Consider the following 25,356-nt stretch of genomic DNA (forward strand, 5'->3'; position numbering starts at 1 on the left):
TAGATAAATATTCGACATTTTCCGACGTTATTCATAGCTGAATGTAAGCTTATTGTATCTAAAAGCATTGCCTTTGAAATAGCTGTCTTTGAAATAACTGCCTTTCAATTAGCTGTCTTTCAATGTGTTCTCTTTTTATATCTGTAATTTTCTAATCTTCCCCCTGTATCTTCTTCCGATCCATATATAAGCAGTATTCCTTAATCATATCTAAGTATGCCCGCGCATATTGCGGCAGATACCGGTTTTTCTGGTAAGCGGCGATCAGCGTGTTTTCGATTTTTTCAGCTCCTATGGAAAAGCAGGCGGAGGAACGGACTGCGGGGGAGGAGCTTTCCTGTCTTTTTATATAATGGTAATAGCTCTCGGGTGCAAAAGCCGCCCCCACGCCTTCCATGGCCAGGCGGATAGACATTTCGCTGTTCCTTGTATACATCAGGACGTGGGGGGCCATACCGTACTCGGAAAAGAGCTTCAGGGCTATTCCGCCGGTATTCTGGTCCGGGTAAAGCAGGATAAAGTCCTCCTCTTTCAGCAGACGCAGATCGAGCCACGGGTATCGGAAGCCTTCTTTATCCACTGCTTTATGAGCCGCGGGAGAGGAGGCGGAGAGCACCAGTACAATCTCTTCTTTTCCAATGATCTGATAATCCAAATCCCTGGGGAATTCATGAACATTATAGAAGGTTAAATCCACGGTATGATCGGTCAGGGTATGTTCTGCTACAAAGTTGACTGCCTCCATCATATTTACGGTCACGTGAGGATACTGCTTGTGAAAACGGGGCAGAGTCGGGCCGATGATGCTGTTGCCCAGCATGATTGGAATTGCAATGTTTAAACGGCCGTGGTTCTGGTGCATAATATCATCAAGCTCTGTATCCCATTCCAGGCCGTACTCCACGATTTTTTCCGCATAGTGGAGATAGCGCTCACCTACATAGGTGGGAAAATAACCGTTGCCGATCCGGTCGAATAACCGGGTTCCAAGCTGCTGCTCTAAATTTTTCAAGTATTTGCTTAACGATGGCTGGGAGATGAACAGGGCCTCGGCCGCCTTGCTGATGCTCTTGTGGCGGGCGATGGCTAGAATATAGCGGGCTTCTTTTAATTCCATGGCGGTCTCCTCCTGGGTGAAAGACAATGGATCAATGAGGGATTATAGCTTTACTGCATAAAAACTATAGATTATATGTATTTGACGTACAGTATATCACATTTTATAATAAATGTACATCGTTGGATTAACTAAACTAATAAATGAAAAAAATAAATTGGAGAGGTAGAGATGAAGAAAAGTAGTGCATTTGTTATGGTGGTGCCCGGACTTGTCATCCTGGCGGTGTGTCTGTTTCTTCCGCTTTTGAGGGTTCTGGTCCCCACGCTCTTTGCCGGCGAGTATCCGTTCAACTCTTACGTGGACTTTTTCCTGGACGAGTATTATCTGAAGATATTCGCAAGGACCGTGAAGGTGGCGGTAATTACGACGGCGGCCTGTATGGCGGCAGGTGTTCCGACCGCGTATTTTATCAGCCGGTGCGGCAGAAAATGGCGGGGAATCCTTCTGGCAGTTTCCATTTTCCCGATGATGACGAATTCTGTCATCCGCAGCTTTGCATGGATCAATATCCTGGGAAGCAACGGGATAATAAACCGGTTTCTTATGGCCGCGGGATTTGCAGATAAGCCGGTGAAACTATTATACACCGATTTTGCCATTATCATCGGTTCTGTTTACTTATTCCTTCCTCTGATGATTGTGACGGTGGCCGGCGTCATGGAAAATATCGGGGATGATATGATGGAGGCCGCTCAGAGCCTGGGCGCCAACCGGTTTACCGCGTTTCTGAAGGTTGTTTTCCCCATGAGCCTTCCGGGAATTATTGTAGGCGGTATACTCGTGTTTACCGGAACGCTGACAGCCTACACCACGCCGCAGCTGCTGGGCGGCAATAAGAATATGGTGCTGTCGACCTTCATTTACCAGCGTGCCATGACGGTGGGTGACTGGGATGGAGCGGCGGTGATATCCCTGATTATGATTATTGTGACGTTGATTGTCATCAAAGGATTTAACGCTCTGGCCAACAGGCTGGACAGAAGAGGAGGAAGCCGTGCGTAAAAATAAACTGCTCACGATTTTTGCGGGACTGGTCTTTGCATTTCTGATCATACCGCTCATCATCATTACCGTGACGGCGTTTGGCGGAGGTAATGCCATCACCTTTCCCATTGAATCATTTTCCATGAAATGGTTTCTGAATGTTTTCTCCTTAAAATCTTTCCGGAAATCATTTTTAACGAGCCTGGAAATTGCTTTTCTGGCTACCTTCATCGCTCTTCTTGTGGGGATTCCGGCGGCCTATGCACTGGCAAGATCCGGCATGAAGGGAAAAGGGATCTTAAAGTCGGTGTTCCTGTCTCCTACCATTGTTCCGGGAATTGTAATCGGCTTTGTGCTTTACCAGTTTCTCGTGCTGTCCTTGAGGATTCCGGTGTATGCCGGACTTCTGGCAGGACATTTTATGGTGACGCTTCCATACGTTATCCGTGTGGTGGGGTCGAGTCTGGACCAGTTTGATTTCTCGGTGGAGGAAGCGGCATGGAGCCTGGGGTGCGGCAAAATTTCCGCATTTTTTAAAGTGGTGCTTCCGAATATCACATCGGGAATTTCGGCCGCTTTCATGCTTGCCTTTATCAATTCCTTTAACAATATACCGGTATCCATGTTTCTTTCCGGTCCGGGAGTCTCCACGTTTCCGGCGACTCTGATGAATTACATCGAATATAATTATGATCCGACTGTATCAGCGGTATCCGTGCTCTTAATGGCAGCCACAGTCATGATTATGGTAATTGTAGATAAGACGCTGGGAATCGCCGCGTTGACAAAATAGTCGCCAGTTAAGGAGGAAAAGACGATGGCATTTATGACACTTAAGGATATTGATGTCTGTTATGATAAGAAAAAGCAGGTCCTAAAAGGACTGAACCTGGAGGTGGAGGAAGGCGAACTGGTCTCTCTCTTAGGGCCCAGCGGATGCGGTAAGACTACGACACTTCGGGTGGTGGCCGGCTTCATCGAACCCCAGAGCGGCATTTTTTCACTGGATGAAGCGGATTTAACAAAGGTGCCGGTGCATAAAAGAAATTTCGGTATCGTATTTCAGAGTTATGCGCTGTTTCCCCATCTGTCAGTCTATGACAATGTGGCGTTCGGCTTAAAGATCAGGAAGCTGGACAAGGCGGAGATGGACAGAAAGGTGAAGGACATCCTGGAGGTATGCGGGCTCACGGAATTTGCAGACCGTTTTCCTCAGCAGATGTCCGGCGGACAGCGGCAGAGAGTCGCACTTGCCAGGGCTCTGGTGATCGAGCCGAAGCTGCTGCTGCTCGATGAGCCGCTCAGTAATCTGGATGCCAAGCTGCGGATTAACATGAGAATGGAGATCAAACGGATTCAGAAGCAGTTGGGAATCACCACGCTGTTTGTCACCCATGATCAGGAGGAGTGTTTTTCCATCTCTGACAAGGTGGCGGTAATGAACCGCGGTGTGATCGAACAGTATGACACTCCGGAGCATATTTACAGCAGGCCGAAGACGGAGTTTGTGGCGAAATTTATTGGATTTGAAAACTTTCTTACGCTCCACAAAGGCGGGGACGTTTACCGGACAGACAGCGGGGAAGTGTTTACCGTAAAGACGGCGGACGGTGTGGTTCCGTCGGAAGAAACAGTTATCGGAACGATCCGGCCGGAAGATATTCTGGTGGACTTTGAAGGCCGGACCGAAAATGTGCTGACCGGGACGGTAGGCGTGCGTACGTTTCTTGGAAAGAGCTATCAGTATGAGGTTCATACCGAAGCAGGAAAATTCCTGGTGAACAGGAACGCGGATGAATCGTATGAAGAAGGGCAGACGATTCGCCTGTATCTGCCGGAGGAGAAACTGATTTTAGTGAACAGGTAACGGAAGACATATAAATTTTTGAAAGGTGAGGTACGATTATGATGAAGAAAATGATGGCATTGTCTCTCTGTGCGGCGCTGGTGCTGACGGGCTGCGGAAGCTCCAATTCTGCAGAGGGAGGAAACTCTGACGGGAATTCGAAGAAACTGATTCTCTCGACTTACGGACTCAGCGAGGATATCTCGGAGGAAGAGGTCTATCAACCATTTGAGGATGAGTTTGGATGTAAAATTGTGACGGAGACAGGCAGTACCAACGAACGTTATACAAAATTGTCGGCAGACTCGGAAACGGTCATTGATGTGATCGAGCTGTCCCAGGCCATGACGGCGAAGGGGATCGAGGAAGGCTTATTCGAGCCGATCGACTTAAGTAAAATTGAAAACAGCCAGTATCTGATCGGCGCTGCGAAGACGATGGCGGAAGCGGGACAGGGTGTCGCTTATACCATTAACAGTATCGGTATCATGTACAATCCGGAGGCTGTGGGATTTGAGATTAAGAGTTTCGATGACCTTTGGGATGCGAGGCTGGAAGGACGGATCGCAATTCCGGATATTACCACCACCTTCGGACCGGCCATGGTGTATATGGCGAGTGATTACAAGGGAGCGGATGTGACAGCCGATCAGGGAGCGGCGGCATTTGAAGCGCTTAAGGAACTGAAACCGAATATCGTGAAGACGTATGCGAAGTCTTCGGACCTGATTAATATGTTTACCTCCGGGGAAATAGAGGCTGCGATTGTCGGTGATTTTGGCGTTCCGACAATTCAGGCGGCGGATCCGTCCCTTGTCTACGTGACTCCTGACGTGACATACGCCAACTTTAATACGATCAGCATTACGAAGAACTCTAAAAATAAGGAACTGGCTTATGAGTACATCAATTACAGACTGAGCCGGGAACTTCAGACAAAGACAGGAAAAGCGCTGAATGAAGCGCCTACAAATAACCAGGTGGTATTTACAGAGGAAGAATCCGCCAATATGACGTATGGAGATGCGGCGGAGAACGCGAAGGTGATTGATTATTCGTTTGTGAATCCGATCCTGGGAGAGTGGATTGATCAGTGGAACAGGATTATTAATTCTTGATTTGCAAATTTGGGGTGATGGCAAGGGGACGCAGACTTTGCGGAGGGGGGTGAGGAAAACGAGCGCGTTCCCTGCCCGCGTTTCCCGCGCTCGTTTTCCAGCGAGGCTGTGAAAAGTCCGCTGGGGCAGGCTGGCCTACAAATTTGTGAATGAAGGGGATTGGTGGGTAGATGGTGGAACTGCGGAGAAATTGAGGAAAAGTAAAAAGTGGGCTGAGGAGCAAAAACGGGATAATTGGAGAAATTTGGCTAACGGGAATGACGGAGGTGTTGTGGTTGTGAAAGTGGATCTGGTGATAGAGAATGCCTGGGTTTATCGGACTTTCAGGCAGTGCTTTGAACGGATGGATATTGCAGTGACAGGAGGAAAGTTTTTTGACGTTTCTCCTGTTTCTGATTTTGTGGGAGATTCGGAGCTGCGGGTGGGAGCACGGCGCGGGGAATGGGAAGCAGAGTCGGTCTTTGATGGGACTGGAAAGTTTGTGATTCCCGGGCTGGTGGATATTCATATGCATGTGGAAAGCTCGATGACGTATCCGGAGGAATTTTCGCGGGCAGTGATACCTTTCGGGGTCACTACGGCAGTGGCAGATCCTCATGAGATTGCTAATGTATTTGGGCTGGAGGGGATCTTAAGCTTTATGGAACAGGAGACGGAACTGGATATTTTTTATGGAATTCCGTCCAGCGTGCCTGCTACCAGAACGGAGATGGAGACTTCGGGGGCGGAGCTTGGGGAAGAGGAGCTTTGGAAGCTACTGCAGGATGAGCGTGTGGTTTGTCTGGGAGAAGTGATGAACTTTAAGGATCTGGCGGCAAAAGAGGATACGAAGAGTAAGCGATTTCTCAAAATCTGCGGGGAATGCGGCAGAAATATCAGGATAGAAGGACATTGTCCGGGACTGTCCGGCGGAGATTTAGCGGCATTTGTCAGAGCGGGCGTGGATGCGGATCATACGGAACAGACGGCGGAATCTGTGGTGGAGAAGGCGGATATGGGGATGTTTCTCGAGCTGCAGGAGAAATCTCTGAAAGAGGATGTGGTGGAAGCTGTGAAGAGGCATCAGCTTTACGAAAATGTGGCGCTGGTGACGGATGATACGATGCCTGACCGCCTGATGGAAGGCCATTTGAACCGGATTGTCAGGCTGGCCGTGGAGAAAGGGATGCCGGCAGAGAAGGCGGTTTATTTGGCTACATTCACACCGGCCAGGAGAATGCATCTCGATGACAGAGGGATCATTGCTCCGGGGAAGATAGCGGATTTCGCAGTTCTTCCTGACTTAAAAAGCTTTGTGCCGGAGGCTGTTTTCAAAAATGGAAGGCGATGCCAGAGCAGGATGCCAGATGGGCCGGACCGGGGCCTTAAAAGAAGGTTTCCAGACCACTTTTACAGTTCCGTGAAATGCCGGCTGGCGCTGGCGTCGGACTTTGTACTGCCGATTACTGATTTTTGGAAAGATAACCGGACTGCGCTGTCCGGGACAGCACTGGTAAATGTGATGCAGATACAGACCTTTGGTACCAGGGCGAAACATGTTCAGAGAAGAATTCCTGTCCGGGAGGGAACTCTCTGCTGGCAGGAGGCGGGACTGTGTTTGGCGGCTGTTTTCGAGCGATACGGGAAAAATGGAAATGTCTCCTGGGGATTTGTGGAGCATGGCTTTCAGGAAAAAGGAGCCGTGGCGACTACGTGGTCGCATGACAGTCATAATCTGCTGGTGCTGGGGAATTCGGTGGAGGACATGGTTCTGGCACAGAATGAGGTCGTGCACATGCAGGGCGGCTATGTGACGGCGTGCGGCGGCAGAGTGACCGCGGCGGCAGAACTGCCGGTGGGAGGAATCCTGTCGGATAAGAGCCTTCCGGAGCTGGCGGCAGAGATAAAGGCCGTAAGGGAAGAGATTGAGCGAATGGGGTATGTGAATCATAATGTCATTATGTCCATTTCCACACTGTCCCTTCTGGTGTCTCCGGAGCTTAAGCTGAGCGATCAGGGAATGTTCGATGTAAAAAGCCAGAGGAAAGTTCCTCTGGTAGAGTCATTTCAGATACAGGAAGAAAAGGTAGCAGAACAGTGAGTACAATTATTACAAATGTCGTTGTGGTAACGATGAATACACAGCGGGAGGTCATAAAACACGGCTTTGCCGCGTGGGAAGACGGGAAAATTACTGCGGTGGGAACGATGGATACGCTGGAGACGGTGATCGCAGAGGCGAGGAAGCATGAAACTGGAGACGGTCCCTGCCTGATAGACGGGAAGGGCGGTATTCTCATACCGGGCATGGTGAACCTTCACACGCATATGGGAATGATCCCGTTTCGCGGCCTGGGAGACGACTGCAAAGACCGGCTGAGAGTATTTCTGCTTCCGATGGAGCAGAGGGCCATGGATGCGGAGCTTGTCTATCTTTCCACGAAATATGCGGCGGCGGAGATGCTGCTGGCCGGTGTCACCACCGTTTTCGATATGTATTATTACGAAGCTGAGGCGGCCCGGGCCATGGATGAGATGGGGATTCGCGGAATTGCCGGAGAAACCGTTATGGAACAGGAGGCCTGTGATTTTAAAGATCCGTATGAAGCGCTTTCCTATGGGGAGAGCCTGATGAAGAAGTATCAGGGGCATCCGAGAATTTCCGGGTGTGTGGCTCCCCACGGGACGACGACCTGCTCCTCCGGCCTTCTGAAAGCGGCGTGGGAGCTGGATCATGCTTATGGGGCTCCATTCAGCCTCCATACAGCAGAAATGGATTATGAGATGGATTATTTCCGGGGGACGTCTGGACAGACGCCGGCGGGATATCTGGATTCTCTGGGAGTTTTGGGAAAACAGACGCTGGCGGCCCACTGTATCCATATGTCTGAATCGGATCTGCAGCTGTTTGCTGCGAGGGAAGCTTCGGTAGCCCACTGCATCGGTTCCAACACGAAGGCAGCCAAAGGCGTGGCTCCGGTCAGCCGCATGCGGGAGCTGGGGATTACGGTGGGCCTCGGCACCGACGGGCCGGCCAGCGGCAATACACTGGATCTGTTTACGCAGATGAAGCTGTTCGCCAATTTCCACAAGAATGAAACGAAGAACCGCAGCGCATTTCCGGCGCGGCAGATGGTGGAGATGGCTACGGTGATGGGGGCACAGGCTCTTCATATGGAACAGATGACCGGCTCGGTTGAAGTGGGGAAACGGGCTGATCTGGTTCTTGTAGAGACCCGTTCCGCCAATATGTTTCCTGTCTATGATCCGTATTCTGCTCTGGTCTACAGCGCAGGCCCCTCAAATGTGAATATGGTGTTTGTGGAAGGCGCCTGTGTTGTAAAGGACGGGAAGCTGGCTGAAAAACGGTTGGACGTATTGAGGGAGGAGCTGGAACGAAAGATGGCGAAGACTGCGTTTGCGGAGAACGCCCTGGTATCCCTGTAAAGATGTCGTTAAGCTTCCCCCGGTTCGCTTGACGAAAGGGCTTTCTGTTTCTATAATGGCGTTCAGATGAAGGCCTGAGTCCGGTACTTCCATGAAGAGGCGGGCGGAGACTTCTCAAATAAAGGACAGTCAGAGGAAACCATGAACCACGCCGGAAGCGACGCAGGGATAAAAATGATAAGAAAAAGGCACGGCCTGCATTTTTGTGGCAGGTTGTGCCTTTTTGTGCATGAATTGGACAAAACCATAATAAGATGCATGAGGAAGGGATGGATAGCCAAATATGGAAGAAAGTAAGGAACAGGCAGTACAGGAACGCAGGATGGAAGGCAGAAAACGGTTTATAACGAATGTGATCTACTTCGTCATTTTGGGAGGGATTTTTCTCTTTGTGATGAAACGGCTGGTACCTATGTTTTTTCCGTTTCTGCTGGGGCTTACGGTGGCTGCAGTGCTGTCGCCTCTGATCCGGAAGCTGTGCGGACGAACGGGAGGAAAGCGAGCGTCGGTGTCGATTGCGGTGCTTCTGGTATTTTACGGAATTCTGGTGATGGCGGCATTGTTTTCGGCGAGCCATATCGTTGCCTTTATTCAAAATCTGGCCGGAAAGCTGCCTCAGTTTTATATGGAGGTGATAGAGCCGGAGCTGGGAATTCTGTTTGAACGGATCGTTGTCAGTTTCCCTGAATATCAGGACTGGCTGAGTCAGATGTCTGCCAGCCTGGAAAATGCCCTGCAGAGCGGAATTATGACGATGTCAGGAACTCTGATCGGCTGGGGAGCTTCCTGGATTGTGGGATTTCCGGCGATTCTGGTACAGACCATATTTACGATTATTTCGTCTTTCTTCTTCACAATTGATTATGACAGAATCTGGGATTTTGTCCTGCGGCAGTTTAAAGAGGAGCGGAGAAAGATGATTGCCGAGACCGCAGCGGGGGCAAGGACGACCATCTGGAAGATTCTTAAGGTGTATGCGCTTATGATGACGATTACCTTTGCGGAACTGTATCTGGGATTTGTGCTGCTGAAGATACCAATGCCTCTGCTTTTGGCGTTTCTGGTGGCTGTGGTCGACATCCTTCCGGTACTGGGAACCGGAACTGTCCTGATACCGTGGGCGCTTATTCTTTGTATCATTGGAAAAACGGGACTCGGTGTGGGGATTTTTATTCTGTATGTAATAATTACTATCGTCAGACAGACTCTCGAACCAAAAGTGATCGGACAACAGGTGGGACTCCATCCGATCGTTACCCTGTTGTGTATCTTCGCAGGGGCACAGCTGATCGGTGTGCTGGGGATCTTTACGTTTCCGGTTATTGCCACCATTGTAAAGAAGATGAATGATGAAGGTACGATTCATTTGATTAAACAGGGATTCGGCGAAACCCGTACAGGGAATGGATTATGACAGTAGGAGACAAAGGAGCAGCCGCGGCGTTAAGTATCTGCAGCGGCTGCTCCTTTGCTGTGGCAGGGGATTAATATTCCTTCATATACTCTCCGTGGGCGGCGATCAGTTCGTCGCACATGGCGATAATATCGGGGATGTTAAGCTCGGCGGCGGTATGGGGGTCCATCATGGCTGCCTGATAGATGGTGCGGCGGTCCCTGCTGCGGGCTGCCTCGATGGTGAGAAGCTGGACCGAAATATTGCTTAAATTCATGGCGGCCAGCTGTGTGGGGAGGGCACCTACATGGCATGGCGTGATTCCGCTTCCGTCTACGAGACAGGGAACCTCCACACAGGCTTCGGCCGGCAGATTATCGATAAGGCCATGGTTGAGCACATTTCCGCCGATCTTATAGGGCTGATTGGTGACAATTGCTTCCATAATATAGGATGCGTATTCTAAAGAGCGGGTGTGGGTGATGGCTCCATCCATCAGAATACTGTCCTTCTCCTGATTCCAGCCTTCGATCTGTTTGATGCAGCGGCGGGGATATTCATCCAATGGAATCTGGTAGTCCTCAATCATCTCCGGATATTTGCTCTTGATGAATAGCGGATTGTACTCGGCGTTGTGCTCGCTGGATTCAGTGCAGTAGTAGCCCAGATGGCGGATGTATTCGAAGCGAACCATGTCTTTATGCTTCTCTTCCCGGTTTTTCTGATCGGCCAGGCGGCGGATCTCCGGATAGAGGTCATTGCCCTCCCTGTCGTGAAGCTTTAAAAGCCAGGCCATGTGATTGATACCGGCGATCAGCTCCGTGCGGCCCTCCAGCTTATCTTCCATACCCAGCTCCGTTAGCAGGGTCTTTGAACAGGTCTGGACGCTGTGGCATAATCCGATGGTCTTTACGTTTGTATAGCGCTGCATATATCCGGTCAGCATGGCCATGGGATTGGTGTAATTTAAGAAATAGGCGTCGGGACATACCTCCTCCATATCTCTGGCAAAATCTTCCAGTACGGGAATGGTGCGCAGTGCCCGCATGATTCCGCCGATTCCCAGCGTGTCGGCAATGGTCTGGTTTAAGCCGTATTTTTTGGGAATCTCAAAATCTGTGATGGTGCAGGGATCGTAGCCGCCTACCTGGATGGCATTTACGACGAAGTCGGCGTCACGAAGTGCGTCCTTCCGATTGGGCACGCCTAAATAGGTGTGGATGGATGCGCGGCCCTGATTGACATTTTTGTTGATCGCGGACAGGATGACGTAAGAGTCGTTCAGGCGTTCACCGTCGATGTCATACAGTGCGATCTCTGCGTCGCACAGCGCGGGGGTACACATGCAGTCTCCCAGGACATTTCTTGCAAACACGGTGCTGCCGGCGCCCATAAACGTAATTTTTACCATAATGATTCTCCTTTTTTCTTTTTTTCGGTTGTGCTGCTTATGAAGAAAGTATATAATGAGACAGGAAAACAAGATAGAAAATTTGTTTCGTAATTATTGTCATTTTGTTGCATCTTGAAAGGAGAAGGGGAATCGGGTGAAGGTTTACTATTGCGGCCGGGAGGACTGCGAGAAGGGCCATTTCTTTGGTCCGGCAGTGAGGTCTCACCAGCTGATTCATTTTGTGCTGAAGGGAAAAGGAATTTACAGGACCGGGTATGGGCAGTATGAGATAAAGGAAGGGGAAGCGTTTCTGATCAGACCGGGAGAGGTGACGTACTATCAGGCGGATTTTGAGGAGCCATGGAGTTATGCGTGGATTGCGTTTGACGGCGACGGGGCGGAAGCGCTGTTGGAACGGTATTATCCGGACCACAGCCTTCCTGTATGCGCCATGGGTGAGATCACCGCGGTTTCCGGCTGGTTTGAAGGACTTCTCGGCGCCTTTGGAAGCGCAGAGGAAAACCGGGAGAGAGTTCTGGGATACTTCTATTTAATTATGGCCTGCCTTTTAAGATCGGGAAAGGGCGGCGTACCTGTGGATGAGGAAGGCTATTTTAAGAGGGCCGTTGCATTTATCCGTCATAATTACAGCTATCCCATACAGATCAGTGAGATTGCCGGTTACGTAGGGATTGACAGGACGTATCTCTATCGTATTTTCATGCATCAGGCGGGGGTGTCGCCGAAGCAGTATTTGAGCCGCTACCGCCTGGAGGAAGCGAAGGAGATGCTGGTGCAGACGGAATACCGGATTACCGAGATCGCTTATTCCTGCGGATACCACGATTCCTCCTCCTTTTGCCGGCATTTTCAAAAAGCGACTGGGAATGCACCGGCCAGGTATCGGAGCATGAAAAAAATAAAACCAGGGCGGGAATCTGAGGAAAAAATCATTGACAACAGAGGACAGCTTATGGTAAACTAGATCGGTATGAAAATGCGCCAGTGCTCAGCGCTTTGGATACTCCAACCAGCGCCTGGTATATGGTGGGAATGAAAAATTAAAGGAGGAAATCATCATGATTTCAAAGGAAAAGAAAGCAGCAATTATCGAAGAATACGGCAGAAAAGCCGGAGATACAGGTTCACCGGAAGTACAGATCGCTATTTTAACAGCGAGAATCACAGAATTAACTGATCACCTTCAGAAGAATCCGAAAGACCATCACTCCAGAAGAGGACTTTTAATGATGGTTGGACAGAGAAGAGGACTTCTTGACTACTTAAAGAAGACCAACTTAGACGGTTACCGTGCGTTAATCGAGAAGTTAGGAATCAGAAAATAAAACCATTTAGGGTGGAGAAACTTCTCCACCCTATCTGTCTATTATTAGAGAAATGAAAAGAAAGACATAATAACAAAAAGAGTATTAAAAGCGGAGGGAAAATCCGAGACCGCTGATGTACGCGCAAGCCATGAGCAGTGCGAAAAAAGGCAAAAAAAAATTTACGTTGTGCTGGCACATAAGTAAATTTTATTTTGACTTTTTTCATAGGGCGAAGCCCGCGACCGAGGTGAAGCGCAGCGGAACCGAGGTGCACTGCGGAGTAACGGGTCACACAATCAAGCTACCATGCAAGCTGCCAATCAAGCTTGCGCGCAGATCAGTAGTTTCGGCCTCCTCTGCTTTATAATATAAATATTATAACAACAAGGAGATTCAAACATGTTCAAGAGTTACAGCATGGAACTTGCCGGCCGCACCTTAACGGTCGAAGTCGGCAGAGTTGCAAAGCAGGCCAGCGGCGCTGCATTAATGCATTATGGAGATACTGTCGTATTATCTACGGCGACAGCCTCTGACAAACCAAGAGAAGGCATCGATTTCTTCCCATTAAGCGTAGAGTACGAAGAAAAATTATACGCGGTAGGAAAGATTCCGGGCGGCTTCAACAAGAGAGAAGGAAAGGCTTCGGAGAACGCAATTCTGACTTCCCGTGTTATTGACCGTCCGATGAGACCATTATTCCCGAAGGATTACCGCAACGACGTGACCCTGGACAACATCGTCATGTCCGTAGACCAGGACTGCAGTCCTGAACTGACCGCGATGTTAGGCTCCGCGATTGCGACCTGTATTTCCGACATTCCGTTTGATGGTCCATGTGCGACGACCCAGATCGGTATGGTTGACGGAGAGCTGGTTGTGAACCCGACCCAGGCTCAGAAGCAGGCGTCCGACATGGCGTTAACCGTCGCTTCCACCAGGGAAAAAGTAATCATGATCGAGGCAGGAGCCAATGAAGTTCCGGAAGATATCATGATCGAAGCGATCTTCAAGGCACATTCCGTAAACCAGGAAGTAATCAAATTTATCGATACCATCGTAGCCGAGTGCGGCAAACCGAAGCATTCCTATATCAGCTGTGCTGTTCCGGAAGAATTATTTGCTGCCATTAAGGAGATCGTTCCTCCGGCAGAGATGGAAGTAGCCGTCTTCACAGACGACAAGCAGACGAGAGAAGAGAATATCAGAACCATCACTGCGAAGCTGGAAGAGGCATTTGCGGATAAGGAAGAGTGGCTGGCTGTATTGGGAGAAGCTGTTTACCAGTATCAGAAGAAGACTGTCCGTAAGATGATCTTAAAGGATCACAAACGTCCGGATGGCCGTGCCATCGATCAGATTCGTCCTCTGGCGGCCGAGATCGATATGCTTCCGAGAGTACACGGTTCCGCTATGTTTACACGCGGACAGACTCAGATTTTAAACATCTGTACACTTGCTCCATTATCTGAGAGCCAGAGATTAGACGGCATTGACGATATGGAGACCTCCAAGAGATATATGCACCATTACAATTTCCCGTCCTTCTCCGTTGGTGAGACAAAGCCATCCAGAGGACCGGGACGCCGTGAGATCGGCCATGGTGCGCTGGCTGAGAGAGCCCTTATTCCGGTGCTTCCATCGGAGGAAGAGTTCCCATATGCAATCCGTACCGTATCGGAGACCATGGAATCCAACGGCTCCACCTCTCAGGCGAGCATCTGTTCCTCCTCCATGTCGTTAATGGCGGCCGGTGTTCCGATCAAATCCGCGGTAGCAGGAATTTCCTGCGGTCTCGTAACCGGAGATACTGACGATGATTACATCGTTTTAACCGATATCCAGGGACTGGAAGATTTCTTCGGAGACATGGACTTCAAGGTAGGCGGTACTCACAAGGGTATCACAGCGATTCAGATGGATATCAAGATTCACGGCCTGACAAGACCGATCATCGAGGAAGCCATCAGAAGAACGAGAGAAGCAAGAATCTACATCCTGGACGAGGTTATGGCAAAAGCGATTGCAGAGCCGCGTAAGGAAGTTGGAAAATATGCTCCGAAGATCGAGCAGATCACGATCGATCCTCAGAAGATCGGTGATGTTGTCGGCAAGCAGGGCAAGGTAATCAACAAGATTATCGAAGAGACCGGCGTAAAGATCGACATCTCCGATGATGGAAGCGTATCCGTATGCGGAACCGATAAAGACATGATTGCACGTGCGATTGAGATCATTAAGAGCATCGTGACAGACATCGAACCGGGCGCTGTCATGAAGGGCAAGGTTGTCAGAATCATGAACTTCGGCGCATTTGTGGAACTGGCGCCGAACAAGGACGGTATGGTTCACATTTCCAAATTGTCAGATAAGCGCGTTGAGAAAGTGGAAGATGCGGTAAATATCGGCGACGAGGTGACTGTAAGGGTACTTGAAGTAGATAAGATGGGCAGAATCAACTTAAGCATGAAGCCGGGCGATATGGATCCCAATGTGGATGTATCAACGCTTGACAGCGGAAGAAGAGATTCCGACAGAAGAGACGGCGGAAGAAGAGATTCCGGCAGACGTGACGGCGGAAGAAGAGATTCTGACAGAAGAGATTCCGACAGAAGGAATTCCTAAATAAAAACTGACAGGCGGCAGAAACGGAGTACATCCGGTTTTGCTGCCTGTTTTTTCAGAGAGGTATATTAAAAATGAGGGAAATCTATTATAATGGAGTTATCGATACGGGAACCGGTCTGGACGCGGAGGCGATAGCCGTTGAGGATGGGCGGATTGCTGCGGTGGGGAGTCTGAGAGACGTGAACCATACGGAGGATACCGTCTTCCACGATCTGGAGGGGCGGTTTGTAGTTCCGGGGTTTAATGATTCCCACATGCATCTGTTAAATTACGGCCACACGCTGAAGCTGGTGGATCTAACGCAGGCCACCACCTCGCTGGAAGCCATGTGTCTGGCCTTGTCCGGTTATCTGCTGGAGGAAAAGCCGTCCCCCGGCACGTGGATCGTAGGCCGGGGCTGGAACCACGATTACTTTCAGGATGAGAAGCGATTTCCGGACTGCAGCGATTTAGACCGGGTTTCCACAGAGCATCCCGTTCTGGTTATCCGCGCCTGCGGCCATATCGCCTGTGCCAATACGAAGGCTATGGAGGCGGCTGGGATCACGAGGCTGACACCCCAGCCGGAAGGCGGTTGTTTTGACACTGATGAGGCTGGGAATCCCAACGGAATATTCCGGGAATTTGGTGTGGACCTGATTCTGGGAGCTGTCACTAAGCCCGGTAAAAAGGAATTAAAAGAGTATCTGCGGCTGGCCATGAAGGATTTAAACAGCCGCGGTGTGACGTCGTGCCAGACCGATGACCTGGCCGCATTTCCCGGCATCCCCTTTGAGACCGTGCTGGAGGCGTACCGGGAACTGGAGCGGGAGGGCGCGATGACGGTACGGGTCTATGAACAGTGCCTGCTTCCGACTGAGCAACTGCTGGAGGAATTCCTGTCGTGTGGTTACCGCACGGGCCAGGGAAGCGGGTATTTTAAAATCGGGCCGTTAAAGCTTCTGGCAGACGGATCCCTGGGGGCGAGAACTGCTTTTCTGGGACAGCCGTACGAGGATGCAGAGCGTCCGGGTGAGAGAGGGATCGCGATCTACAGCCAGGAGGAACTGGAGAAGATGATTGTTCTGGCCGATGGAGCCGGCATGCAGATCGCTGTTCACGCCATCGGAGACGGCGCCATGGAGATGACGGCGAGGGCATATGAGAGGGCTATGGAGGAAAATCCGGACCGAAGGGACAGGCGTCATGGAATTGTTCACTGCCAGATTACGACCGCCAGGCTGTTGGAGGAATTCCGGAGGCTGAAGCTGCACGCGTACATTCAGTCCATTTTTCTCGATTATGACAATCATATTGTGGAGGTGCGGATCGGAGCAGAGCGGGCAGGAGAGACGTATCAGTTTAAAACACTGTTGTCTATGGGAGTCTCTGTATCCAACGGATCGGACTGTCCGGTGGAGAGACCCGATGTTATGGCAGGAATTCAGTGTGCAGTGACCCGTTCCACCCTGGATGGGACGAAAACCTTTCTGAAGGAGCAGGCCCTTACGGTGGAAGAGGCTATTACCACCTATACCGCCATGGGAGCGGAGGCCAGCTTTGAAGAAGACGAGAAGGGGACGCTGTCTGTGGGAAAGCTGGCGGACTTCGCTGTGCTGGAACAGGACATCAGAACGTGCGCGCCGGACAGGATAAAAGACACGGCCATACTGGCAGTATACGTGGGTGGTGTCTGTGTATACAAAAAAGAAAACAGCTGAGAGGCGGGAGAGGGGAATTACGATGAAGTTTACAGTAGAAAATCCGGATAAGAAACGGAGTCCCTATACGGGAATGACAAGAGAACACTGGATCAGTATCAGCCATTTTTTTCTGGAAGGAATTTTTGAGCATGTGGAGAAGATCGAGGATCCGATCGTAGTCGGACGCCATGAGACAAAGGTCAGCTATCCACAGCCGGATGGGCCGAAATGGAGAATTGCGGCGGAGCGGTTTGAGGGACTTGCCAGGAGCTTTCTGATTGCGGCACCGCTGCTTCATAATGAGCCGGAGGCAGCTGCGGGAGGCTACTCTCTTAAGGAGTATTATTCAAAACAGATCCTGCTCTCCGTCACACCCGGGACGCCCAATTATCTGCTTCGGGTGGAGGAGATATTTCCGGAGGCGCAGGAAGGGGAGATGGCGTTTCAGCACACGTGTGAGTGCGCTTCTCTTGTTATCGGCCTGTCCATGTGCCGGGAGGTGATCTGGGAGAATTATGCGAAGGAGGAGCGGGACCGCATTGCAGATTACCTGTCGAATTTCGGCCATTCCTATACGGGCCACCACAACTGGCGCCTGTTTAATATGCTGATTCTGGCCTTTCTGGACCGGGAGGGATACCCGGTGGATCATGGGATGATGCGGGATCACGCGGCCGCCATTCTCTCCTATTACGCAGGGGACGGCTGGTACCGCGACGGGCATTTGTTTGATTACTACTGCCCCTGGGCCTTCCATGTGTACGGACCTCTCTGGAACCAGTGGTACGGCTATGAAAAGGAGCCGTACATGGCCGCGAAGATCGAAGAATACTCCAACCGTCTGGTGGAGACATTCCATCGCATGTTCGATGAAGAGGGCCATGTGACCATGTGGGGGAGAAGCGGTATCTACAGAAGCGCGGCATCCGCTCCGCTGGCGGCTAATTTTCTGTTAAAGAATCCGGCTGCGGACCCGGGGCTGGCCAGAAGAATCGCCTCAGGTGCCGTACTCCAGTTTGCGACCCGGGAAGAGTGTTTCTATGAGGGAGTGCCGTGCCTTGGCTTCTACGGACCGTTTCAGCCGCTAATTCAGACCTACAGCTGCGCGGCCAGCCCATTCTGGATTGCCAACGCATTTGTCTGTCTCGCCCTTCCGGAGGATCATCCGTTCTGGACCGATACGGAGAGAAACGGGGTCTGGGAGGAGATGAAGGAAAGGGAAGTAAGGACTACGGTGCTCGATGGTCCGGGGATCGTGGTGGATAACCACAAAGATACGGGAATTACAGAATTCAGGACGGCAAAGGTCCTGATGAAGAAAGATAATCCCTCCCTCAATACCTATTCCAGACTGTCCTTTAACAGCCAGTTTCTATGGGAGGACTTCGATTTTAAGGGGATTGAGGCCATGCAGTACAGTGTGACCTATGACGGCAGACCGAAGAGCCTGATCCCGAATATCCTGATGTACGGCGGTGTGAAGGACGGAGTGCTCTACCGGAAGGAATATTTTGAATTTGAATTTACCTTCCAGAACCAGGCGTCGATCGATCTGGCCGATTTTCCGGTGGCGGACGGCATCGTGCGCGTGGACAGGACCAGAATTCCGGATAAGCCATATACCCTGACACTGGGTTCCTATGGAATGCCGGACGTGGACCGCTCGGGTGTGGACGTGAGAATCCGCACGGATCAGGTGACGGGGGCCAAGGCAATCCTTTTGAAGTCTTCCGAGGGACAGATGGCGATGGTCATCTACGGCGGCTTCGATGATATTGAAATCATGTCGAGACAGGGCGTGAGCGCTGTGACGAAGCAGAGCTGTATTATGTATGGCGTCAGCCGCAGGAGGAAATACTATGAATACCTTCCGTATGCGATGATCAGCGTGATTCTGACAAAGAAAAGCCAGGAAGAGTGGCGGGACGAGGACCTTTTCCCGATCCGGAGCATCTCCTATGCGGATAAAGAAAAATGCGGGGCATACGGTCCCATTGTTCTGGAGATGAAGGATGGCAGGACGGTCACGGTGGATTATGAGGGACTGGAAGGAAGGCTCCATATTTAACGGTCTCAACAAGAATTTCCGGGCATGGAGTGAGATTAAGAAGTTGTGAAGATCGCATTTGATGAGAAAAAATGTCAAAAATACCTTGACACCCCCCATCAAACCGGATATACTACTAATCACAAATTGAATAGGAAGCATCTGCTGAATCAGATTCATTAAGAGGGAGTAGTTTCAGTGCATCATCAACATCCTGGCTGTGAAAACAGTCTGGTGATGCATACCAGACGTTGGTTACCAGACTTTTAATGTATTTATTTTGAGAAATGGGTCATTTCTTATAATAGGTACATTAAAAGTCTTTTTTGTTTCATAAGAGACGATGGTGCGGAACATCATCTCGGAAGCACGATTCAGCTTAAGTCTGATGCGCGGCCGTTTTTTCGAAAAACGGCAGAATGGAGGAAAATTTGAAGGATTGGTATCAGAAAGACGAACAGGAAATATTAAAGGAACTCAATGTAACGAAGGAAGGACTTACAGCCGGTCAGGCGGAACAGCTCCTTCTCGAAAAGGGCGAAAATGTGTTGAAGGAGGGAAAAAAGAAGAGCGTGCTTGCGGTATTTGCGGAGCAGTTCTGTGACCTTCTCGTTGTCATTTTAATTGCAGCGGCCGTCATTTCCATGTTTTCGGGGAATGTGGAGAGTACGATTGTCATTGTGGCCGTCATCATTCTGAACGCGGTTTTAGGGACTGTTCAGCATGAAAAGGCAAAGAAATCTCTGGAAAGCTTAAAGAGTCTGTCTTCCCCCAGTGCGAAGGTGATCCGCGGCGGTCAGAAGATCCAGATTCCGTCGGCCAACGTGGTTCCCGGCGATATTCTCCTTCTGGAGGCCGGAGACATGGTGGCGGCGGATGGAAGAATTTTAAATAACTATTCGCTTCAGGTGAATGAGAGCTCCCTGACAGGAGAATCCACCAACGTGGATAAGGAGGAGGGGACGATTGACGGCGAGATGCCTCTGGCGGACCGGACCAACATGGTATATTCCGGAAGCCTTGTCACCTACGGAAGAGCCATGGTGGTGGTGACCGGAACGGGAATGGATACGGAGATCGGTAAGATCGCGAGTCTGATGAATGCCACAAAGGAGAAAAAGACGCCCCTTCAGGTGAGTCTGGATCAGTTTTCAGGACGCCTGGCGGCTGTTATCATGGTCATCTGCGCCATTGTGTTTGCTTTAAGCCTGTATCGGAAGATGCCGGTTCTGGACTCGCTGATGTTTGCCGTGGCGCTGGCTGTGGCTGCGATTCCGGAGGCGCTCAGTTCCATTGTCACCATCGTGCAGGCCATGGGAACCCAGAAGATGGCCAGGGAAAACGCGATTATCAAGGAACTGAAGGCGGTGGAGAGTCTGGGCTGCGTCTCTGTGATCTGTTCTGATAAGACAGGAACCCTGACCCAGAATAAGATGACTGTCCAGGAGATTTACACAGACGGCAGAATCTTCCGCCCGGAAGAACTGGATCTGCATGAACAGCTTCACCGCTATATCTTATACGATTCGATCCTGACGAATGATTCTGCCATCGTGGACGGAAAGGGTATCGGTGACCCCACCGAATATGCGCTCCTGGAGATGGCCAGAAAGGTCAGTGTAAGTGACGATGTGCTGCGGACAATGATGCTCCGGCTGGAGGAGATTCCGTTTGACTCCGACCGAAAGCTTATGAGCACCAAATATGAACTCCACGGTGTGCCCACTATTTTGACGAAGGGGGCGGTTGATGTCCTGTTAGACCGGACAACCCATATCCGTACCTCCAAGGGAATCCGGGAGTTTACGGAGGCAGACAGGGAGGAAATTAACCGTCAGAATATGGAATTTTCCCGGAATGGTCTGCGTGTTCTGGCATTTGCTTATAAAGAAGTGGAGGACGGCCATGTGCTGTCCCTGAAAACAGAGAACGGTTTTACCTTTCTGGGGCTGGTATCCATGGTGGATCCGCCGAGGGTGGAATCGAAAGAGGCCGTATCGGATGCCAGGCGGGCCGGAATCCGCCCGGTTATGATTACGGGAGACCATAAGATCACGGCGACGGCTATTGCGAAACAGATCGGCATCTTTTCAGAGGGCGATCTGGCGGTTACGGGAGCCGAGCTGGATGGTATGAGCGATCAGGAGCTGGATGAAAAGATTACGAAGATCTCTGTTTATGCCAGGGTATCGCCGGAAAATAAGATCCGGATTGTCGATGCCTGGCAGAGAAGAGGCAGCATTGTTTCCATGACGGGCGACGGTGTCAATGACGCGCCGGCCCTCAAGAAGGCAGACATCGGCGTAGCCATGGGAATTACGGGGACCGAGGTGTCCAAGGATGCGGCATCCATGATCCTGGCGGACGATAACTTTGCCACCATCATCAAGGCCGTGGCGAATGGGCGAAACGTATACCGGAATATTAAAAATGCGATACAGTTTTTACTGTCGGGAAATACGGCAGGAATTCTCTCGGTGCTTTATACTTCCATCATGGCGCTCCCTGTGCCGTTTGCACCGGTCCATCTGCTGTTTATCAACCTTCTGACGGACTCGCTTCCGGCCATTGCCATCGGTATGGAACCGGCGGATAAGGATTTGCTGTCTCAGAAGCCGAGAGATCCGAAAGAGGGGATTTTGACAAAGGAATTTATGATGAAGCTGTTCCTGCAGGGCGGTCTTATCGCTGTCTGTACCATGACGGCCTTCCATCTGGGGCTGAATCAGGGCGGCGCTGCGGTTGCCAGTACCATGGCATTCTGTACGCTGACACTGGCGCGTCTGTTCCATGGATTTAACTGCAGAAGCAGCCATTCGATCTTCAGAATTGGATTTTCCGGCAACTGGTACAGCCTTGGTGCATTTCTGGCAGGCGTCGTACTCTTAAGCCTTGTAATGTTTGTGCCATTCCTGGAAAAACTGTTTTCCGTCACGGCTCTGACTGGCGGCCAGATTGGACTCGTCTATCTGCTGGCGGTGATTCCGACTGTGATCATACAGATGACGAAGGTGATCAGGGAACGGAGCCGCTGAGGATATCGTTGTTTTTTTAACGCTTTTCATGGATAAAATAGTATGATAAAATAATTCGGTATCAACAGAATACAATATGGGAAGGAAACGACATGACAGGACAATTATTACACAAGTTCAGAAATCATGGACCTTTGTCCAGACGGACAAAGTTTCTGATTCTTGCCCTGGTGCCGGTTTATTTTATGGCTGCGGGGCTGATTCTTCAGCCGGCAGATGAAGTATGGAAGGGAATTGTTACCATTATCAGGGAGCCGGATTTCCTGATTACGGATTATATTGCAATTGGGGGAATTGGGGCCGCTTTTATCAATGCCGGTGTGCTGGCTCTGATTTCCATTGCAATTGTCTATTTCCTGGGGATGGACATGAGCGGGCATACAATTACTTCCTGCTTTCTTATGTTCGGGTTTTCTCTGTTCGGAAAGAATATCTTAAATATCTGGTCGATTATGATGGGCGTCTGTCTCTATGCCTTTTACCACAAGACCTCGGTCACACGGTATATCTATGTCGGCTTCTATGGAACCAGTCTGTCGCCGATTATTACCCAGCTTATGACGGTGGGACATCTGCCTCTGGCAGTAAGACTGCCGTTCAGCATTCTTGTGGGCATGATCATCGGATTCGTGCTGCCGCCGCTGTCCACACATACCCATTACTCCCATAAGGGCTACTCCCTGTATAATGTGGGGTTTGCCTCGGGGATTATAGCGACGGTTATCGTCTCTCTGATGAAATCCTTCGGACTGCAGACGGAAGCCCGTCTGATATGGTCTACGGGAAATGACGTGCTCTTCGCCAGACTGCTGCTCGGGCTGTTTGGCGGTATGATTCTGTTTTCCTGCCTTATCGCGGAGTCGGTCTGGAAGCGGTATATGGAAATATGGAAGACGTACGGGTTAAGCGGTACCGATTACGTGAAAAGTGAGGGATTTGCGCCGACTCTGTTTAATATGGGAGTCAATGGAATCGCATCCACTCTGATTGTACTGCTGGCCGGCGGAGATTTAAACGGTCCCACCATCGGCGGAATCTTCACAATCGTCGGGTTCAGCGCCACAGGAAAGCATCTGAGGAATATACTGCCGGTTATGGCAGGCGTGATTCTGGGAAGTTTTGTGAAAACGTGGAATATATCTGATCCCAGTGCCATGCTGGCCCTTCTGCTCTCTACGACTCTGGCACCCATCGCGGGGGAGTTCGGTGTGGTGGCCGGTGTACTGGCCGGATTTCTGCACGCATCCGTGGCGCTGAATGTGGGAATCGTATATGGAGGAATGAACCTCTATAACAATGGATTTGCAGGGGGCATTATCGCCATGTTCCTGGTACCGGTGATTCAGTCGGTTCGGGACAGAAGGGCGAGAGCCCGGACGCACGATTCCCTGTAAGGACAGGCGGGCCTATCTGTTTTTATGGTCATGACCGGAGTGACAGTCTTTGCCGCCGCTGTCTGATTCCGTGGAATCCGTTTGATGCCGTTTTTCACAATTGGAAATGTGATCCTTAATTTCATCGATGGAGCAGTGGCTGTACCGGGAAATATCGGTCCCGGGGTCGGCTTCCTCCAGTTTCTGCAAGTAAATGTATTTGCCGGCGGTCACTCCGCAGGAATGGGCGGCTTTTACCTCCTCGGAGGTCACAGCCCGGTATTCCGTGCTGCCGTCCGCATCGCGGGTGGTAAGCGCATGATCTGCTGTCTCGCGGATTTCTTTTAACAGCCGGGACTGCCGGTCTTCATTGGCGGAATAGACGGTGACGACCACGTTTTTATGATCGGCCGGATATTGTCCGCTGCTTTCTGCCTGCAGCAGTTCTCTTACGGCCTCCCCGCATTCCATGCCGGTCAGCCGGATTCCCGTAAGCAGTGCCTCACCGTCTTCATTCAGGGCTGCAGTGGAGGTAACCCGGTCCTGGCGGTTAACAGACAGTTCGATGGAGGGATTGACATCCACGCTGATTAAAGCCGCCTGTGCATAGTAATAGTGGTACCCGCCTCCGGATACTGCAAGGCACAGACAGGCAGCGGCCGCTGCCAGGAAGCGGCGGATAGGGACAGCCGGTCTCTTTCTCCTGTTTACAGGGATGATATCTCCCTTTTTCCAGCCTTCCTTCGCCGGGAGTGTGATGAATTCTCCTCCGTTTTTCATTACAATAGCGTCTTTCCCTGTTATTTCAATGACAATTCCAGTCTTCAATCGGTATCACCTCCCTGTATTGTGGAAGAAATGCTCTGATTCCGGGATAGTCTCCGGATAAGAGGATGATCAGAGTTACAATGTATTTTCGGTGCTTTTCCAGGGTTTTCGGAGAAAGAAAGAGTGCGGAGGCAAGCTGTGCCTGCGGGAGCTTCTTCTGGCCGAAAAACATGGCGTGAAATTCCGGGTTCAGGAGTACGGCAGCGGCCGCCTGACGGCACGTGGCTTTGGCGCGCGGCTGCTTCGGGCAAATGCGGGGAAGATCCTTCCAGGCGACGCCGTAAACGCCGATGGCTTCGGAAAGGCGGTCGATCTCTTCACAGAGGGAGAGACGTTCCTGTTCCCTGTCGTAGGCATCCAATGAAGCTTTACCGGCCGCGGTTTCCAGTTCGGCCGAGTCGGGAGTAAGCGTTTGAACGTTCTTTAAATACAGGTTCTGCCTGCGAATCTCATCCGTGATCCGGTTATGGAAGCAGACCGAGAAAAATGAGATGAAGCTGCCTCTCTTTTCCGTATACTGGCGAACACAGCTGATAAACGTCAGCATGGCGAGGCTGAGCCGGTCCTCGTATTCCAGAATTCCGGAGGCGGCCGCGCCGGCCTGTTTTTTTAAGAGAGGCAGATAGTCGCTTATGAGCAGCTCGAGTTCAGAAGAGTCTGACTGTGCTTTTTTTATACGGTTTTCAATGTCATCCACGGTTCCACCTCCTGTTCCCTGCCATTGTACAGCTTTTTCCAGCTGGTGTAAATCAATAAAAATTTTTTCAGACCCTATGGTTTGCCGGAGATCCTTCGTATTCTTTAAGCGAGAATAAAAATGAAATGAGGAAATGATTTTATGAAAAAGATAATAACCGGAATCATTGCATCTGCTGTTGTATTAAGTATGGCGTTTCCGGCGCTGGCGTCGACACGCGCCTGCGACCGGTATGAGGCGTGTGCCGTGGAAGGCTGTGAGACAGCGGCCTGCCATGAGCACGATGGAGTAATCTATCGCGGAACCTGCCAGGATGGAACGTGTTCCTATCACAGTGAAACCTGCGGCACGGAAAGCGGAAGCCGGAGTGGACACCACAGAAATCATGGGAACCATGGAAGCCACGGCTGTCATTGACCGCAGGGACAATGAGTAAAAGCAAAAAGTCAGAAAATCGG

Annotated in this window: 19 protein-coding genes; 15 read left to right on the forward strand and 4 right to left on the reverse strand. The window is 50.7% G+C overall.

Annotated elements, in window-relative coordinates; all coding sequences use genetic code 11:
• Positions 1–151: 151 nt before the first annotated feature.
• The gene (locus tag NE473_RS10570; protein ID WP_055649645.1) at positions 152–1,117 is read right to left on the reverse strand and encodes a LysR family transcriptional regulator; all 966 of its coding nucleotides are present in this window, start codon (positions 1,115–1,117) and stop codon (positions 152–154) included.
• 171 nt (positions 1,118–1,288) lie between these two features.
• On the opposite strand from NE473_RS10570, the gene NE473_RS10575 reads away from it, so the two are divergent.
• The 7 genes from NE473_RS10575 (at position 1,289) to ytvI (ending at position 9,908) form a co-directional block, all read left to right on the forward strand.
• Positions 1,289–2,122, forward strand: coding sequence for an ABC transporter permease (locus NE473_RS10575; protein WP_055649646.1), 834 nt, complete (start codon positions 1,289–1,291; stop codon positions 2,120–2,122).
• Positions 2,115–2,897 carry an ABC transporter permease gene (locus tag NE473_RS10580; protein ID WP_022033103.1) on the forward strand — a complete coding sequence of 261 codons (783 nt, stop codon included), beginning with the start codon at positions 2,115–2,117 and terminating at the stop codon, positions 2,895–2,897. The genes NE473_RS10575 and NE473_RS10580 overlap by 8 nt, the downstream gene beginning before the upstream one ends.
• Before the next feature lie 24 nt (positions 2,898–2,921).
• Complete coding sequence (locus NE473_RS10585) at positions 2,922–3,971, forward strand: ABC transporter ATP-binding protein (RefSeq protein WP_055649647.1); 1,050 nt, start codon at positions 2,922–2,924, stop codon at positions 3,969–3,971.
• A gap of 38 nt (positions 3,972–4,009) precedes the next feature.
• Positions 4,010–5,068 carry an ABC transporter substrate-binding protein gene (locus NE473_RS10590; protein WP_341465588.1) on the forward strand — a complete coding sequence of 353 codons (1,059 nt, stop codon included), beginning with the start codon at positions 4,010–4,012 and terminating at the stop codon, positions 5,066–5,068.
• Positions 5,069–5,312: 244 nt separating this feature from the next.
• On the forward strand, positions 5,313–7,148 hold the full coding sequence (locus NE473_RS10595; RefSeq protein WP_081034829.1) for an adenine deaminase C-terminal domain-containing protein: 1,836 nt from the start codon (positions 5,313–5,315) through the stop codon (positions 7,146–7,148).
• Positions 7,145–8,494: an amidohydrolase gene (locus NE473_RS10600; RefSeq protein ID WP_055649648.1), complete on the forward strand. Its 1,350-nt coding sequence runs from the start codon at positions 7,145–7,147 to the stop codon at positions 8,492–8,494. Before NE473_RS10595 ends, NE473_RS10600 begins: the two co-directional genes overlap by 4 nt.
• Positions 8,495–8,777: 283 nt before the next feature.
• Positions 8,778–9,908, forward strand: coding sequence for a sporulation integral membrane protein YtvI (ytvI, locus tag NE473_RS10605; protein WP_055649649.1), 1,131 nt, complete (start codon positions 8,778–8,780; stop codon positions 9,906–9,908).
• 70 nt (positions 9,909–9,978) lie between these two features.
• Here ytvI and NE473_RS10610 read toward each other — a convergent pair whose 3' ends face one another.
• Positions 9,979–11,298: an alpha-glucosidase/alpha-galactosidase gene (locus NE473_RS10610; protein WP_055649650.1), complete on the reverse strand. Its 1,320-nt coding sequence runs from the start codon at positions 11,296–11,298 to the stop codon at positions 9,979–9,981.
• A gap of 136 nt (positions 11,299–11,434) precedes the next feature.
• Between NE473_RS10610 and NE473_RS32840 the strand changes: the two genes are divergently transcribed.
• From NE473_RS32840 to NE473_RS10645, 7 genes are all read left to right on the forward strand, one after another.
• Positions 11,435–12,265: an AraC family transcriptional regulator gene (locus NE473_RS32840; RefSeq protein ID WP_022033110.1), complete on the forward strand. Its 831-nt coding sequence runs from the start codon at positions 11,435–11,437 to the stop codon at positions 12,263–12,265.
• Between the two features lie 94 nt (positions 12,266–12,359).
• Positions 12,360–12,626 carry a 30S ribosomal protein S15 gene (gene rpsO, locus NE473_RS10620; protein ID WP_006771345.1) on the forward strand — a complete coding sequence of 89 codons (267 nt, stop codon included), beginning with the start codon at positions 12,360–12,362 and terminating at the stop codon, positions 12,624–12,626.
• Positions 12,627–13,007: 381 nt separating this feature from the next.
• A complete protein-coding gene (locus NE473_RS10625) occupies positions 13,008–15,233 on the forward strand; it encodes a polyribonucleotide nucleotidyltransferase (RefSeq protein WP_081034830.1) in 2,226 nt (741 codons plus the stop codon).
• Positions 15,234–15,307: 74 nt separating this feature from the next.
• On the forward strand, positions 15,308–16,936 hold the full coding sequence (locus NE473_RS10630) for an amidohydrolase (RefSeq protein WP_055649652.1): 1,629 nt from the start codon (positions 15,308–15,310) through the stop codon (positions 16,934–16,936).
• A 22-nt stretch (positions 16,937–16,958) separates the two neighbouring features.
• Entirely contained in the window at positions 16,959–18,986 is a 2,028-nt protein-coding gene (locus NE473_RS10635) for a DUF2264 domain-containing protein (protein ID WP_055649653.1), read from the forward strand.
• Between the two features lie 410 nt (positions 18,987–19,396).
• A complete protein-coding gene (locus tag NE473_RS10640; RefSeq protein ID WP_055649654.1) occupies positions 19,397–22,000 on the forward strand; it encodes a cation-translocating P-type ATPase in 2,604 nt (867 codons plus the stop codon).
• 92 nt (positions 22,001–22,092) lie between these two features.
• On the forward strand, positions 22,093–23,394 hold the full coding sequence (locus NE473_RS10645) for a DUF1576 domain-containing protein (protein WP_055649655.1): 1,302 nt from the start codon (positions 22,093–22,095) through the stop codon (positions 23,392–23,394).
• 12 nt (positions 23,395–23,406) lie between these two features.
• On the opposite strand, the gene NE473_RS10650 is transcribed toward NE473_RS10645, so the two are convergent.
• A complete protein-coding gene (locus NE473_RS10650) occupies positions 23,407–24,201 on the reverse strand; it encodes an anti-sigma-I factor RsgI family protein (protein WP_055649656.1) in 795 nt (264 codons plus the stop codon).
• Positions 24,179–24,898, reverse strand: a complete 720-nt coding sequence (locus tag NE473_RS10655; RefSeq protein ID WP_006771354.1) for a sigma factor — start codon at positions 24,896–24,898, stop codon at positions 24,179–24,181. The genes NE473_RS10650 and NE473_RS10655 overlap by 23 nt, the downstream gene beginning before the upstream one ends.
• 141 nt (positions 24,899–25,039) lie before the next feature.
• On the opposite strand from NE473_RS10655, the gene NE473_RS10660 reads away from it, so the two are divergent.
• On the forward strand, positions 25,040–25,315 hold the full coding sequence (locus NE473_RS10660; RefSeq protein WP_022033118.1) for a hypothetical protein: 276 nt from the start codon (positions 25,040–25,042) through the stop codon (positions 25,313–25,315).
• Positions 25,316–25,356: the final 41 nt, after the last annotated feature.

The sequence above is a fragment of the Hungatella sp. SL.1.14 genome, assembly GCF_024460495.1.
Lineage (GTDB): Bacteria > Bacillota > Clostridia > Lachnospirales > Lachnospiraceae > Hungatella > Hungatella hathewayi.